This window comes from Tahibacter sp., assembly GCF_032229445.1.
GTDB lineage: Bacteria > Pseudomonadota > Gammaproteobacteria > Xanthomonadales > Rhodanobacteraceae > Tahibacter.
The window spans coordinates 92,678-107,814 of record NZ_JAVTWC010000018.1 but is presented as its reverse complement, the minus strand read 5'-3'; the positions used below and the strand labels follow the sequence as shown (position 1 = coordinate 107,814).

The following is a 15,137-nucleotide window of genomic DNA, read 5'->3' as shown; positions in this document are numbered from 1 at the left end:
ACATCGGAGGTCTTGGAAGCGACTTCCTTGACCATCTGCGCGCCCATGTTCTCGAACTTGTCGGCGAGTTCGATTTCCTTGGCGACGGAGACGCCGTCCTTGGTGATCGTCGGCGCGCCGAAGCTCTTTTCGAGAACGACATTGCGGCCCTTCGGACCCAGCGTGGCCTTCACGGCGTTGGCAAGGATATTGACGCCGCGGACCATACGGGCGCGGGCATCTTCACTGAAACGGATTTCTTTGGCTGCCATGGGATGAGACTCCAGAAAATAGGGGGTGGGAGTGAGGAACTAGAGAGCGCCGGAGGGCTGCGCGTGGCGGAGTGCCTTCGCGCCCGGGCCGTAGCGGTCTCAGCCTTCGATGACGGCCAGAAGATCTTCTTCGCGCATGACCAGCAGCTCTTCGCCGTCGATCTTCACTTCGGTGCCGCTGTACTTGCCGAACAGGACCTTGTCACCGGCCTTGACCGCGATCGGGCGGACCTTGCCGTCTTCGAGGATCTTGCCGCTGCCGGCGGCGATGACTTCACCACGGACGGGCTTTTCGGTGGCGCTGTCGGGAATGACGATGCCGCCGGCGGACTTGGTTTCGGCTTCCAGGCGCTTGATGATCACGCGGTCGTGCAAAGGACGAAGCTTCATGGTTGTTCCCTCAGGGTTTGCAAGAGATTGATTAAAAAAGAATTTCGGCGGGCTGTTAGCACTCGACGCCGGTGAGTGCCAATTCTAGCCGGTCAAGATGACAACGCCAATGCCTCGCCGGTGTGGCCCGTCATATGCGGCGCTGCTCAGCGCTTTCAAGGGCCGGGTGTTCGTTGGCCGCCGGCTGGCCCCCCGTGACTTCGGCGATCCGGTCATGGGCGCCCGCCGCCTGCCGGGTTATCGTGCGCGCCCCTGAAGCCACTGCAGGCCGCCATGTCCGCCCTGATCGCCTATTGCTGCGTGCCCGACCCGGACATAGCCGACCGCATCGCCCGCGCCCTCGTCGAGGAAGGCCTGGCTGCCTGCGTCAACCGCCTGCCCGGCGTGGTATCGACCTACCGCTGGGAAGGCGAGACTCGCGTGGACGCCGAGCTCCTGCTGCTGATCAAGACGACGCGCGCGCGCTTCGAGGCGCTGCGCGCGCGGATCGTCGCGCTGCATCCGTATGAACTCCCGGAAGTGATCGCGGTCGATGTGGCCCTGGGGCACGAGCCGTACCTGGCCTGGCTGGCGCAGGCAACCGCGTCAAAGCACTGAGTCACCCGCAACCGCGACCGCCGCAAGGACCGCGCCCGCACGCCGGTCTGTTCCCGACAAACCGCTGCTGGAGCCGCAATGAGCCGTTTCGCCCGCTATGCCCTGACCGTTGCCGGACTGCTCGGATTCGGCCACGCCCAGGCCCAGTCCGACACGGATCTGCTGCGCGTCGAGGAGGCCTTCGCGCTGACCACCAGCGCGACCGATCGCGGCACGGTCAGGCTCGAATGGAAGATCGCCGACGGCTATTACCTGTATCGCTCGCGCATCAGGACCGGCAAGCCGGCCGACGGCCTGAGCCTCGGCGAGCTGCAGTTGCCGCCGGGCGAACGTAAGCATGACGAGTTCCTCGGCGACGTCGAGGTCTATCACGACAAGGTCGCCGCAACGCAGCCGCTGACCCTGGTCCGCGGCGACACCGCCGAATTCAGCGTCAGCATCCAGGGCTGCCACGAACGCGAGCCCAAGATCTGCTATCCGCCACACGCGACCACGGTCAGCGTGATCTTGCCTGCAGCCAGCAGCGTCGCGGCAAATCCATTGGACACCCCACCGAATCCTCTCGCGGCGCCAGCCGCGGGTAGCGGCTCGCTGCAGTCAGCGCTGGGACAGCTCGGAAAGCCGGCCCTCGACGCGCCGATGGACACGGGTACGGCCGGTACGGCAGATGCGCCGAACGAGAAGCTGCCGCTGCCACCCGAACAGGCCTTCGTCTTCGAAGCCATCGCCACCGGCCCGACGGAACTCCTCGCCCGCTGGACCATGCCCAAGGGCTACTACCTGTATCGCGACAAGAGTGTGCTGCGCGTGCCGGCCGACAGCGGCGTTGCACTCGGCAAGAAGCAGTGGCCCAAAGGCGTACTGCACAGGGACGAGCACTTCGGCGAAGTCACCGTGTATTTCGACCAGGTGGAATTGCCGGTGCTGCTCGACCGCAAGGACGGCGCGGCACAGTCGTTGAAACTGCAAGCCGAGTTCCAGGGCTGCGAAGACAACGGCATCTGTTATCCGATCATGACGCGCGCCGTCAGCGTCGATCTGCCCGCCGCGACCGTCGACCAGCTCAAGGCCGGCAACGAGCACTACGCGGCGGCGGAGAAACAGGCCGAGGCGTCACCAACGGCCGGCAATGTCGATCAGTCCGAGGAACAGGTGCTCGCGGCGCGGCTGTCCGGCGACCGCCTGTTCGCGCTGCTCTCCTTCTTCGGCTTCGGCTTGCTGCTCGCCTTCACGCCGTGCGTGTTCCCGATGCTGCCGATCCTCTCGGGCATCATCGCCGGTGCCGGCGACAACGTGTCGACACGGCGCGCCTTCGTGCTGTCGCTGGTCTATGTGCTCGCGTCCACCGTCGTGTTCACCATCGCCGGCGTGATCGCGGGTCTCGTCGGCGCCAATCTGCAGGCCGTGTTCCAGCAGCCATGGATCCTGATTTCCTTTGCCGCGCTGTTCGTCCTGCTGTCGCTGTCGATGTTCGGCTTCTACGAACTCCAGCTGCCGACCGGCCTGCAGAACCGCATCGCCAACGTCAGCAATCGCCAGCAGGGCGGTTCGCTGACCGGCGTGGCGATCATGGGCGTGCTGTCGGCGTTGATCGTCGGTCCCTGCGTGGCGCCGCCGCTGGCCGCGGGCGTGCTCTACATCAGCCAGACGCGCGATCCGCTGTTCGGCGGCCTTGCGCTGTTCGTGCTGTCGCTCGGCATGGGCGCGCCGCTGGTCGTCGCCGGCACCGCCGCCGGCAAGCTGCTGCCACGCGCCGGTGCCTGGATGGATGCGGTCAAGGCGGTGTTCGGCGTGAGCTTCCTGGCGCTCGCGATCTGGATGTTGTCGCGCATCCTCGATCCGGTCTGGACCATGCTGATGATCGGTGCGCTAGCCGTGGCCAGTGGTATCTACCTCGGTGCGCTGGAACGACTGCCTGTCGGCGCCTCCGGCTGGCGCACGCTGTGGAAGGCGCTGGGGGTGATGCTGCTGATCGCCGGCGCGGCACAACTGATCGGCGCGTTCGCCGGCTCGGCCGACCCGCTGCAGCCGCTCAAGGGCCTGGGCGGCGGTGCCGCGGCCCGCAGCGAGCACCTGCCGTTCCGCACCATCAAGAGCGTGGAAGATCTCGAGCGCAGCCTCGGCGAAGGCAAACCGGTGATGCTGGATTTCTATGCCGACTGGTGCGTGGCCTGCAAGGAAATGGAGAAGTTCACGTTCACCAGACCGCAGGTCCACGCGGCGCTGGAAGGCTACACGCTGCTCAAGGCCGACGTGACCGCGAACGACGCGACCGACCAGGCACTGCTCAAGCACTTCACCCTGTTCGGTCCGCCCGCGACGATATTCTTCGGTGCCGACGGCAAGGAAAAGCGCGGCCAGCGCCTGATCGGCTTCGAGGCAGCCGACAAGTTCGCTGCGCGTGTGGCCAAGGCCGGCCGCTGATGAGCTGGAAGCACACCGCCGCCGTCGGCCTGCTCGCGCTCAGCGCAGGCGTGGCCGGCCTCGTCGTCGGCAGCATCATGACCGGCAAGGGCGCCCCGCGCGGCATCACCGACCTGCTGAGCCGCAGCGCGGCGACGCGCTGGCTGGCCGAGGCCTGGATCGACGCGGCGCAGCCGGCCGCGCCGGCCGGCGTACGGATCGCGCAGAAAGGCGATCCGGCGCCCGCTGTCGCGCTACTCGGTCGCGACGGCAAGGCCGCGTCGCTGACGCAGTGGCAGGATCGCCTCGTCGTAGTCAATTTCTGGGCGACCTGGTGTGCGCCGTGTCGCAAGGAAATGCCCGAACTCGATCGCTTTCAGCAGAAACACGCCGCCAACGGTGTGCAGGTCGTCGGCGTTGCACTCGACGGGACCGCCGACGTCGAAGCGTTCCTGCGCGACACGCCGGTCGGCTATCCGATCCTGCTGGCACCGAATCCGGCGGCAAATCCGTCGCTGCCGTTCGGCAACACCTACGGCGCCCTGCCCTTCAGCGTGCTGCTAGGCCGCGACGGCCGGATTCTCGATACGCGCCTCGGCGAAGTCAGCGAGGCGGTGCTCGAGGGCTGGATCGCGCCGCACCACTGATCGCGCTTGACCCATCGCGGGGTTTGCACCGGCACGCTGGCACGACGAACGGGGTCGTATCGAATCTGCAAGCGCCGTCGCGCCGGGTTGCTGCGTGCCGATCCTTGGCGGAACATGCGCCCCCCGCCACACGACGACACCTTCGACCGATGAGCGATTTTCCGCCCTGCCCGCAATGCCAGTCCGCTTACACCTATGAGGACGGCGGCCAGTATGTCTGTCCCGAATGCGCACACGAATGGACCGCCGCCGCAATCGAAACCGTCGACGCCGCGCGCGTCGTGCGCGACGCCTACGGCAACGTGCTCAGTGACGGCGACACGATCACCGTAATCAAGGATCTGAAAGTGCGCGGGTCATCGTCGGTGGTGAAAGTCGGTACCCGGGTCAAGGGCATACGCCTGACGGAAGGCGACCACGACATCGACTGCAAGATCGACGGGTTTGGCGCCATGCAGCTGAAATCGGAGTTCGTCAGGAAGGCCTGAATGCGGCCGACGCCATTACACGACGGTTAAACATCGGCGAACATCGCCGAACTGGACAAGATCGGCGGCCAAGCGCAGACTTGCGCGCCCCAGCCGGCACTACGTCGGCAACGGAGAGCCGGCTTGGCGAAAATCCTGTTGCTGAATGGCCCGAACCTCAACCTGCTCGGCACGCGCGAGCCGGAGACCTACGGGCACGCGACATTGGACAGCATCGTCGGCGATCTTGTCGCGATCGCGCAAGACCAGGGCCACGAACTGGCGCACCTCCAATCGAATGCGGAACACGCGCTCATCGAGCGCATCCACGCGGCGCGCTGCGACGGCACCGCGTTCATCCTGATCAATCCGGCTGCTTTTACGCATACGAGCATCGCCTTGCGTGATGCCCTGCTGGCCGTTGGCCTGCCGTTTGTCGAGTTGCATCTGTCGAACGTGCACGCGCGCGAGCCGTTCCGCCATCGTTCCTATCTTTCCGACGTCGCCGTCGGCGTCATCTGCGGGTTTGGCACCGACAGCTATCGGCTGGCGCTGCACGCCGCGATGCGTCGTCTGGCCTGATGTTTTTCGTCTGTCACTGCACCTGAGGATCCGTCCGTGGACCTGCGCAAAATCAAGAAGCTGATCGACATCCTGGAAGAGTCGAATCTGGCCGAGCTGGAAATCAAGGAAGGCGAGGAAGTCGTGCGCCTGAGCCGCCTGCCGCGCGGCATGACCTTGCCGATGATGGCTGCCGCGACGCCGCCGGCACCCGTCACGCATGTGCATGTGGAACAGCACCGCGCCACGCAGGCTGGCGCCGCGCCAGCGCCCGAAACGCCGGGAACACCGACCGGCAAGACCCTGCCCGACGGCCACATCGTGCGTTCGCCGATGGTCGGCACCTACTACGCCTCGCCGAATCCGGAGGCGCCGCCGTTCGTCAAGGTCGGCCAGCAGGTCAAGCCCGGCGAAACGCTCGCCATCATCGAGGCGATGAAGATGTTCAACCAGATCGAGGCCGATGTCGGCGGCACCATTCTCGCCGTGCTGGCGACCAGCGGGCGTCCGATCGAATTCGACGAACCGCTGTTCGTGATCGGCTGAGGCGGACACTAGCCCATGCTCGATAAAGTCGTCATCGCCAACCGCGGCGAGATTGCCCTGCGCGTGCTGCGCGCCTGCCACACGCTGGGCATCAAGACCGTCGCCGTCCATTCCACGGTGGACCGCAATCTCAAGCACGTCGGCATGGCCGACGAATCGGTCTGTATCGGCCCGGCGCCGGCGGCCGAAAGCTACCTCAATGTCCCGGCCATCATCGCCGCGGCCGAGGTCACCGACGCTCAGGCCATCCATCCGGGCTACGGCTTCCTGTCGGAAAACGCCGACTTCGCCGAGCGCTGCGAGAAGTCCGGCTTCATCTTCATCGGCCCGACGGCGAGCGTGATCCGCCTCATGGGCGACAAGGTCGAAGCCATCAAGGCGATGAAGGCGGCCGGCGTGCCCTGCGTGCCGGGCTCGGGTGGACCGCTCGGCGATGATCCGACCGAGAACAGCCGCATCGCCCGTGACATCGGCTATCCGATCATCATCAAGGCAGCCGGCGGCGGCGGCGGTCGCGGCATGCGCGTCGTGCATACCGAGGCGCACCTGCACAACGCCATCGGGATGACCAAGTCGGAAGCCAAGGCGGCTTTCAGCAACGATATGGTCTACATGGAGAAGTTCCTCGAGAACCCGCGCCATGTCGAGATCCAGGTGCTCGCCGACGGCCAGGGCAACGCCATCCACCTCGGTGAGCGCGACTGCTCCATGCAGCGCCGCCACCAGAAAGTCGTCGAGGAAGCACCGGCGCCCGGCATTACGCCCGAGCAGCGCGCCGCCATCGGCAAGGTCTGCGTCGACGCCTGCCTGCGCATCGGCTACCGCGGCGCCGGCACGTTCGAGTTCCTCTTCGAGAACGGCCGCTTCTATTTCATCGAGATGAATACGCGCATCCAGGTCGAGCACCCGGTGACGGAACTCATCACTGGCATCGATCTGGTGCGTGAGCAGTTGCTGATCGCCGGCGGTGAGAAGCTGTCGATCCGCCAGGAAGACGTGACCTTCACCGGCCATGCCGTCGAGTGCCGTATCAACGCCGAAGACCCCGACACCTTCATGCCGTCGCCAGGCACGGTGAAGCGTTTCCTCGGTGCCGGCGGACCCGGCGTGCGCCTGGACACGCACATCTACGACGGCTACCGCATCCCGCCGAACTACGACTCGATGATCGGCAAGCTCATCGTCCACGGCCGCGACCGCGCCACCGCGATCGCGCGCATGCGCCTGGCCCTGGCGGAAATGGTCATCGACGGCGTCAAGACCAATATCCCGCTGCAGCAGCGCATCATGAGCGATGTGGGTTTCCAGGCCGGCGGGCAGAACATCCACTATCTGGAAAAGCGCATCGCCGAACAGAAGGAGAAGGGCATTGCGCTGGGTTGACCGTTCGCTGTACTGCACGACGCTGGCGCTGTCCGCCGCGCTCGCCACGGGCTGCGCCAACAGCGGCGGCGCCAGCAAGGATGCTGCCGCGGCCAAGCCGGTGTCGGCCGCAGCCACCGTGGCCGCGCCGCCACCGCAGACCGCGACACTCGAAGGGCTGCCACCGGATTCGCTGGTCATTGTCGTCACCGGCAAGAACGCCTACTCGGTACAGGACGCAACCGCCACCTGCGAAGGACTGGCCGGACTGCTCATGCCGTATCGCCAGACCAATCTCGTCGTGACGGGCGCCCAGGACGTGACGACCACGATCGCCGACGTACTCTGCGTGGCCACGGTCGCCAGGCAGCGCGGCGGCAAGGCCTACATGACGCATCCGGACGGCCTGCGCAGTATCGACATCCAAAACTGAGTAGCACGCACACACCATGCCCTGGATAGAACTCTCGCTGACCATCCACGCCAACGAACAGGAACGCATCGAGCTGGCGCTGGAGGACCTGGGCGCGCTGTCGGTGACCCTGCTCGATGCGGAAGACCACCCCATCTTCGAGCCCGCGCCCGGCGAGACGCCGGTGTGGCCGACGATCAAGCTCGCTGCCCTGTTCGACATTGCGGTAGACCGCGCTGGCCTCGTGCATGCGCTGACTGACCTCGTTCCCGAGATCGCGCCGGACCAGCTCGATTTCCGCGACATCGCCGACGCGGACTGGGTGCGCGCCTGGATGGATACGTTCCAGCCCATGCAGTTCGGCCGGCGCCTGTGGATCTATCCGTGGAACATCGATCCGCCGGACGACGGCGGCGATACCGTCGTCGTGCGCCTCGATCCCGGCCTCGCCTTCGGCACTGGCACGCACCCGACCACAGCCCTGTGCCTGGAATGGCTGGACGGCATCGAACTTAGCGGCAAGCGTCTGCTCGACTATGGCTGCGGCTCGGGAGTGCTCGCGCTCGCAGCCCTGAAGCTCGGCGCGGCCGAGGTTGTCGGCGTGGATCTCGATCCGCAGGCGCTCGAAGCCAGCCGCGACAATGCGCAGCGCAACGGCGTCGCCGACGCCCTGCGCCTGTTCCTGCCGACGGACTACGTCAACGAGCCGCATGACCTGCTGGTGGCCAACATCCTCGCCGGCCCACTGGCGCAGCTCGCGCCGCTGTTCGCCGACGCCTGCAAACCCGGCGCGCCGTTCGCGCTGTCGGGCATCCTTGCCGGCCAGCACGAGGAGTTGCTCGTGCGTTACGGCGAGTGGTTCGAAGACCTGCGCACCGCGCAACGCGAAGACTGGGTGCGCATCAGCGGCCGCCGCAAGTCAGTGGAGAGTGAAGAGAAGTGAGAAAGGAGTGAAAGCGAGGGACCACTTCGCTTGAAATCGTCGGCGGCGCGGTCCACGCTGCGCCAGCTCCCACTCCCACACTCCACTCACTTCTCTTCCCTTCTTATCTCGCATGTATACGCAATGCCCCGAATGCGCGACCGTCTACAACGCCGATGCGGCAGCCATCGCGCGCGGGCACGGCATGGTGCGCTGCAGCCATTGCGATGCACTGTTCGACGCGCTGCTCACGCTGGCCGACCAACTGCCGCCGGAGCCGTTCGAACGTCTGGACATTCATGCGCCCGATCCGGTACCGCCGCGCCTGGGCGTTCCGGTTTACCGGCCGAATGCGCAAGCGGTCAGCTTCACCTTTGATCCCGACGAGCGCCCGCGGGCGCGCGAACCGCGACGCACGTCCGCGCCGGCGTTCGCGCGCCACGCGCGTCGCAGCAGCGGCCGGCGCTGGCCGTGGGCTGTCGGTACCGTGCTGCTTTCGCTGAGTCTGGCCGGCCAGCTCGCCTATGCGGAGCGCGACCAGCTGCTCGACAGCGACCTCGTGCGTCCGTGGCTCGACCGCAGCTGCGCCGCCCTGAACTGCGTGCTGCCGCTACGCCACGCGACGCAGCAGCTCGAGCTGCTGTCGCGCGACATCCGCCCACATCCCTCGGTGTCGGGTGCGTTGATCGTGTCGGCGACGGTGCGCAATGCCGCCGATTACGCGCAGGCGTTCCCGGTCGTGGAAATCACCTTGTCCGACCTCGACGAGAACCGCGTCGCGATGCGTCGCTTCCAGCCGCGCGACTACCTCGGCGACACCCGGGCGATCGAACGCGGCCTTGCCGCTGGCGCAAGCACCGCGCTGGTTTTCGAGGTCCGCGATCCGGGCAGGAACGCGGTTGCCTTCGAATTCAAGTTTCTTTGAACGGAACACGCGTGCCGCCGTACGTCGTCGCGATGCGACCGCGTCGAAATTCACCGGCGTGGCGCTGAGAGATCTTTGCGTATTGCGACAGTTGGCACTTACCAACGCGCAATCACCGCGCTAACATCCCCGCCCCGTCGGCACTCGCATCCGGCGGTCATGGAAGAACAGACCCCAGGTTGCTCGCCGCCGTGAATGCCGTCTCCGTATTGCGCCCCGAACCGGCGCCCGATGCCGCTGTGTCCCAAACCGCGCTGCGCGAGTGTGTCGCACGCGCAGTGCGTCGCTATCTCGTCGATCTCGATACACAGCAGGCGGAAGGCCTGTTCGATTTCGTCATGTGCGAAGTCGAGGCGCCGATGTTGCGCGAAGTCATGTCCTGGTACGGCGGCAATCAGAGCAAAGCCGCGCTTGCGCTGGGCATCAACCGTGCCACGCTGCGCAAGAAATTGTCGCAGCACGGACTGCTCTGAGCCGCCTGCACCGCACCCGGAAAAACCGCGATAGCGTGGCGCCCTGCGGGCTATAATCCGCGGCCTCTTTCGCAACCGGCGATACCCCATGTTCGACGCCACGCTAGTGCCGGTCCGCCGCGCACTGATCAGCGTTTCCGACAAGACCGGCCTGCTCGATCTCGCCCGCGGCCTGGATGCCCTGGGCGTCAGCCTGCTGTCCACCGGCGGCACGGCGCGCACGCTGCGCGACGCGGGACTGCCAGTCACCGACGTCAGCAATGTGACCGGTTTTCCCGAAATCATGGACGGACGCGTCAAGACCCTGCACCCGAAGATCCATGGCGGCCTGCTCGGCCGTCGCGGCGTCGACGACGCCGTCATGGCGCAGCACGGTATCAGCCCTATCGATCTGCTCGTCGTGAATCTCTACCCGTTCGAGAAAGCCACGGCACGGCCCGACTGCAGCCTCGACGAAGCGATCGACAATATCGACATCGGCGGGCCGGCCATGCTGCGCGCGGCGGCCAAGAACCACGAGCACGTCGCCGTCGTGACAGAACCGGCCGACTATGCCGAGCTGTTGCAGTCGCTGCATGCGACGCAGGGCACCACGATGGAATTGCGCCGCCGCCTCGCGGCCAAAACCTACGCCCACACCGCGCGCTACGACGGGCTTATCGCAAACTGGTTCGGCGCACGCACCGGCGAACGCGAAGACAACTATCCGCCGAGCCTGCACCTGAGCTATCGCCGGGCACAGACGCTGCGCTACGGCGAGAACCCGCACCAGTCGGCCGCGCTCTACATCGAGAGCGATCCACCGTCCGGCATCGTCGCCACCGCGCGCGTGCTTGCCGGCAAGGAGCTGTCGTTCAACAACATCGCGGATGCGGACTCGGCGCTGGAATGCGTCAAGGCGTTCGGCAGCGCGCCGGCCTGCGTCATCGTCAAGCATGCCAATCCGTGCGGCGTCGCCCTCGGCGACACGCCGATGCTGGCGTACGAGCGCGCCTATGCCTGCGATCCGACCTCGGCCTTCGGCGGCATCATCGCGCTGAACCGTTCGCTCGATGTGGTCACGGCACGCGCCATACTCGACCGTCAGTTCGTCGAGGTTGTCATCGCGCCCGAGGTCGACGAAGCCGCATTGGCGATATTTTCCAAGAAGCCAAATGTGCGCATCCTGGCCACGGGGCATTGGCCGGAACAGACGGCGCATACGACCGACCTCAAACGCATCGCGGGCGGCCTGCTGATGCAGGACGCCGACCGCGACACATTGTTGCTGTCGGACCTTCAGGTCGTCAGCAAACGCGTGCCGAATGCGGAAGAGTTGCGCGACCTGCTGTTCGCCTGGCACGTCGCGATGTACGTGAAGTCGAACGCGATCGTCTACGCCAAGGGTGGCCAGACCATCGGCATCGGCGCCGGCCAGATGAGCCGCGTGATCAGTGCGCGCATCGCCGCGATGAAGGCCGAGGAAGCGGGCCTCGACGTGCGCGACAGCGTGATGGCGTCAGATGCATTCTTCCCGTTCCGCGACGGCATCGACACCGCCGCGAAGGCCGGCATCCGCGCAGTCATCCAGCCCGGCGGATCCATGCGGGACGACGAAGTCATCGCGGCGGCGGACGAGAACGACATGGCGATGGTGTTCACCGGCGTCCGCCATTTCAGACATTAAGAACAGCAACGAGGGCAGAAGAGTGAGAAACGAGTGAAAGCCTGGCGGTATCGCATGGCTTACTCTTTTCTCACTCCTGCCACTTATTTTTCGCCCGTCAGTTCCACTCGTATAACTTGTAGTACACCGGTGCTACCGGACCGTCCTTAGGATTGCCCTCGAGGCGGCCGTCGCCATCGGTGTCGATATAGGTCCGCGTCACACCGCCCTTGCCGGTGATACGGATCATGTTGACCTTGCCGCTCGTGCGGTACTCCTCGATGGTGTCGTCACCTTCCTTGCGGATGCCGACTTCAGGCTTGTCCGCGCCGCGTGCGTCAGCCTTCGCTTTTTCCAGATCGGATGGCGGCATAGCCTTGGGCTTGACGCCCGGATCGTTCATCGACGGCGGCGGCGCATCGACGAGATCGGCGCGCTGCACCGGCGGGGCCGCCACCGGCTCTTCGGAGGCCGCCTGGACCGTTGTGCAACAGGCCGTCAGCAGGACGGCGAGGATCAGATTCCGCTTCATTGTGGGCTCCGGAAGTTTCAGGGCCGGCCCCGCGCACCTGCCGGGCCGGAATGCCCGCAGCATAGCAAACGGGCCTGAATAGACCGATGTCGTGGCCACGTGACGAAGCCGCTGTAGCGTGTCCGGATTGAAAGGCCGGCGGCGCTGCGCCAAGCTCCGCGTCTGCAAGGAGTAGACCATGCCCACCCTGGTGCTGATCGACGGATCCAGCTATCTCTACCGCGCTTTCCACGCGCTGCCACCGCTGAGCAACGCGGCCGGCGAACCGACTGGCGCGCTGTTCGGCATCGTCAACATGCTGCGCACGACGCTCAAGGCGAAGCCCGACTATGCGGCCTTTGTCTGCGATGCGTCCGGACCCACGTTCCGCGACGAGCTCTACCCGGCCTACAAGGCCAACCGCCCACCGATGCCGGACGAGCTGCGCGCGCAGATCGAGCCCATGTGCCAGATCGTGCGCGCCCTGGGTTTTCCGATCCTGCGCGAATCGGGCGTCGAGGCCGACGACGTGATCGGCACGCTCGCGCTGCAGGCCGCCGCGCTGGGCATCGACGTCGTCGTGTCCACCGGCGACAAGGACATGGCGCAGCTGGTCGGCCCGCACGTGACCCTGAGCAACACCATGACCAACACGACGCTCGACCCGGCCGGCGTGTTCGAGAAGTTCGGCGTGCATCCGGCGCAGATCGTCGATTTCCTCGCGCTGATGGGCGACAGCGTCGACAACATTCCGGGCGTCGAGAAATGCGGCCCGAAGACCGCCGCCAAGTGGCTTGCCGAATTCCAGACGCTCGACAATCTCGTCGCCAACGCCGACAAGGTCGGCGGCAAGATCGGCGAGAACCTGCGCAACGCATTGCAGCAGTTGCCGCTGTCGCGCCAGCTCGCGACGATCAAGACCGACGTTGCGCTGGTCGAAGCGGTAACCGACCTTCTTTTGCGCGACCGCGACACGGAGACGCTGCGCGCGCTGTACACGCGTTATGGCTTCAATGCCGCGCTCAAGGATCTCGACAGCAAGGGTTTCGGCAGCGGCGAGGAATTGCGTGGCGCAGACGTGCCGGCGCAGTACCGCAAGCCGGTCGTCGTCGACAGCGCGCTGGATCCGAGCCTCGCCGCGCCCGGCAACTACGAGTGCGTGACCGAGGCGGAACAGCTGGAGATCTGGCTGCAGCGCCTGCGACTGGCCGACCTCATCGCGTTCGATACCGAAACCACGTCGCTCGATCCGATGCGTGCCGAGATCGTCGGACTGTCGTTCGCCGTGCAAAGCGGCGAAGCCGCCTATGTGCCGCTCGCGCACGACTATCCCGGCGCGCCGGTACAGCTCGGCCGCGACGCGGTGCTCGCAGCGCTCAAGCCACTGCTCGAGGACGAGAGCAAGGCCAAGCTCGGCCAGCACGCGAAATACGACATCAACGTACTGTCGCAATACGGCATCACCGTGCGCGGCGTGAAGTTCGACTCGATGCTGGAATCCTACGTCTGGAATTCCACCGCGACGCGGCACGACATGGATTCGCTGGCCAAGCGCTATCTCGGCTACACGCCGGTTCCCTACGAGAGCGTCGCCGGCAAGGGCGCCAAGCAGATCCCGTTCGGCCAGGTCGCGCTGGAACAGGCCACCGGCTACGCCGCCGAAGACGCCGATGTGACCCTGCGCCTGCATCAGGTCCTCTGGCAGAAGCTGTCGACCGAGCCGCGCCTGCGCGAGGTCTACGAGCAGATCGAGGCACCACTGATCCCGGTGCTCGCACGCATGGAACAGCGCGGCGTGCTGATCGACACCCAGGCGCTGCGGCTGCAGAGCAACGAACTGGCCAAGCGCATGCACGAGATCCAGCAGCATGCGTACATGATCGCCGGACGCAGCTTCAGCCTGGACTCGCCCAAGCAGCTGCAGGCCATTCTGTTCGACGAGCTCAAGCTGCCCATCGTGGTCAAGACCCCGACCGGCCAGCCCTCGACCAACGAGGAGGCACTCGACGCCATCGCCGACCAGCACGAATTGCCGCGGCTGATTCTCGACTATCGCGGCCTGGCCAAGCTGCGCTCGACCTATACCGACAAGCTGGCCGACAACGTCAATCCGCGAACGGGTCGCGTGCATACGAGCTACGGCCAAGCCATTGCCGCGACCGGACGCCTGTCCTCGTCCGAGCCGAATCTGCAGAACATTCCGATCCGTACCGAGGAAGGCCGCCGTATCCGCCAGGCCTTCGTGGCGCCGCCGGGCTTTCGCATTCTCGCGGCCGACTATTCGCAGATCGAGTTGCGCATCATGGCCCATCTGTCCGGCGACGCCGGGCTGCTCAGCGCCTTCGTCAGCGGACAGGACGTGCATCGCGCGACCGCGGCCGAGGTGTTCGGCCTGCCACCCGACCAGGTGGACAGCAATCAGCGCCGCGCCGCCAAGGCGATCAACTTCGGGCTCATGTACGGCATGGGCGCGTTCGGCCTCGCGCGCCAGCTCGGCATAGCGCGCAACGAGGCCAACGACTACATCGCGCGCTATTTCGCTCGCTATCCCGGCGTGCGCCAGTTCATGGACGACATTCGCGAACGCGCCCACCGCGATGGCTACGTGGAAACCGTGTTCGGTCGGCGCCTGTATCTCGACGACATCCGCGCGCGCAATCCGAACCTGCGCGCCGGTGCTGAGCGTGCCGCGATCAATGCGCCCATGCAGGGCACGGCGGCCGACATCATCAAGCGCGCGATGATCACCGTCGACGCCTGGCTCGCGGATCGGTCCGATGCACGCATGCTCATGCAGGTGCACGATGAACTGGTGCTGGAAGTGCGTGACGACTGCGTCGCCGAAATCAGCGAAGGCCTGCGCGAGCGCATGAGCGCCGCGGCGGAACTCGCGGTGCCGCTCGTCGTCGATATCGGCACGGGCGCGAATTGGGATCAGGCGCACTGAGTTCTCGCAACTCGTTGATTTTTCGTTAAATGAACGGATTCTGAATCGAGCCGGCGATGCCTGCGAACCTTTCCCACC

The 15,137-nt window shown here is 65.9% G+C and carries 16 protein-coding genes; 13 read left to right on the top strand and 3 right to left on the bottom strand.

What is annotated here, in order from left to right; genetic code table 11:
- Both RUU78_RS04330 and groES read right to left on the bottom strand, forming a co-directional pair.
- Nucleotides 1-251, bottom strand: a 251-nt coding sequence (locus RUU78_RS04330) for a TCP-1/cpn60 chaperonin family protein (RefSeq protein ID WP_313914029.1), incomplete at its 3' end; no start/stop codon positions are given.
- A 99-nt stretch (nt 252-350) separates the two neighbouring features.
- Nucleotides 351-641, bottom strand: coding sequence for a co-chaperone GroES (gene groES / locus RUU78_RS04325; protein ID WP_313914025.1), 291 nt, complete (start codon nt 639-641; stop codon nt 351-353).
- Between the two features lie 273 nt (nt 642-914).
- Here groES and cutA point away from each other — a divergent pair, with 273 nt between their 5' ends.
- From cutA to purH, 12 genes are all read left to right on the top strand, one after another.
- The gene (cutA, locus tag RUU78_RS04320) at nt 915-1,238 is read left to right on the top strand and encodes a divalent-cation tolerance protein CutA (protein ID WP_313914023.1); all 324 of its coding nucleotides are present in this window, start codon (nt 915-917) and stop codon (nt 1,236-1,238) included.
- A gap of 78 nt (nt 1,239-1,316) precedes the next feature.
- Nucleotides 1,317-3,662 (top strand): protein-disulfide reductase DsbD, encoded by a 2,346-nt coding sequence (dsbD, locus tag RUU78_RS04315; protein WP_313914021.1) that lies wholly within the window; start codon nt 1,317-1,319, stop codon nt 3,660-3,662.
- Nucleotides 3,662-4,288 (top strand): TlpA disulfide reductase family protein, encoded by a 627-nt coding sequence (locus tag RUU78_RS04310; protein ID WP_313914019.1) that lies wholly within the window; start codon nt 3,662-3,664, stop codon nt 4,286-4,288. The genes dsbD and RUU78_RS04310 overlap by 1 nt, the downstream gene beginning before the upstream one ends.
- A 149-nt stretch (nt 4,289-4,437) precedes the next feature.
- Nucleotides 4,438-4,776 (top strand): zinc ribbon domain-containing protein YjdM, encoded by a 339-nt coding sequence (locus RUU78_RS04305; protein ID WP_313914017.1) that lies wholly within the window; start codon nt 4,438-4,440, stop codon nt 4,774-4,776.
- A gap of 123 nt (nt 4,777-4,899) precedes the next feature.
- A complete protein-coding gene (gene aroQ, locus RUU78_RS04300; RefSeq protein WP_313914016.1) occupies nt 4,900-5,337 on the top strand; it encodes a type II 3-dehydroquinate dehydratase in 438 nt (145 codons plus the stop codon).
- Nucleotides 5,338-5,373: 36 nt separating this feature from the next.
- Nucleotides 5,374-5,862 (top strand): acetyl-CoA carboxylase biotin carboxyl carrier protein, encoded by a 489-nt coding sequence (accB, locus tag RUU78_RS04295; protein ID WP_313914014.1) that lies wholly within the window; start codon nt 5,374-5,376, stop codon nt 5,860-5,862.
- A 15-nt stretch (nt 5,863-5,877) separates the two neighbouring features.
- On the top strand, nt 5,878-7,245 hold the full coding sequence (gene accC, locus RUU78_RS04290) for an acetyl-CoA carboxylase biotin carboxylase subunit (protein ID WP_313914013.1): 1,368 nt from the start codon (nt 5,878-5,880) through the stop codon (nt 7,243-7,245).
- The gene (locus tag RUU78_RS04285) at nt 7,232-7,657 is read left to right on the top strand and encodes a hypothetical protein (protein WP_313914010.1); all 426 of its coding nucleotides are present in this window, start codon (nt 7,232-7,234) and stop codon (nt 7,655-7,657) included. The genes accC and RUU78_RS04285 overlap by 14 nt, the downstream gene beginning before the upstream one ends.
- Before the next feature lie 16 nt (nt 7,658-7,673).
- A complete protein-coding gene (prmA, locus tag RUU78_RS04280; RefSeq protein ID WP_313914008.1) occupies nt 7,674-8,579 on the top strand; it encodes a 50S ribosomal protein L11 methyltransferase in 906 nt (301 codons plus the stop codon).
- A 112-nt stretch (nt 8,580-8,691) separates the two neighbouring features.
- The gene (locus RUU78_RS04275; protein WP_313914006.1) at nt 8,692-9,483 is read left to right on the top strand and encodes a DUF3426 domain-containing protein; all 792 of its coding nucleotides are present in this window, start codon (nt 8,692-8,694) and stop codon (nt 9,481-9,483) included.
- Nucleotides 9,484-9,674: 191 nt separating this feature from the next.
- Nucleotides 9,675-9,956 carry a helix-turn-helix domain-containing protein gene (locus tag RUU78_RS04270; protein WP_313914005.1) on the top strand — a complete coding sequence of 94 codons (282 nt, stop codon included), beginning with the start codon at nt 9,675-9,677 and terminating at the stop codon, nt 9,954-9,956.
- An 88-nt stretch (nt 9,957-10,044) separates the two neighbouring features.
- Nucleotides 10,045-11,622, top strand: coding sequence for a bifunctional phosphoribosylaminoimidazolecarboxamide formyltransferase/IMP cyclohydrolase (gene purH / locus RUU78_RS04265; RefSeq protein ID WP_313914003.1), 1,578 nt, complete (start codon nt 10,045-10,047; stop codon nt 11,620-11,622).
- Between the two features lie 97 nt (nt 11,623-11,719).
- Here the strand turns inward: purH and RUU78_RS04260 are convergent, their stop codons facing one another.
- Nucleotides 11,720-12,133, bottom strand: a complete 414-nt coding sequence (locus RUU78_RS04260) for a DUF2782 domain-containing protein (protein ID WP_313914001.1) — start codon at nt 12,131-12,133, stop codon at nt 11,720-11,722.
- 178 nt (nt 12,134-12,311) lie between these two features.
- Between RUU78_RS04260 and polA the strand changes: the two genes are divergently transcribed.
- The gene (gene polA / locus RUU78_RS04255; protein ID WP_313913999.1) at nt 12,312-15,059 is read left to right on the top strand and encodes a DNA polymerase I; all 2,748 of its coding nucleotides are present in this window, start codon (nt 12,312-12,314) and stop codon (nt 15,057-15,059) included.
- Nucleotides 15,060-15,137: the final 78 nt, after the last annotated feature.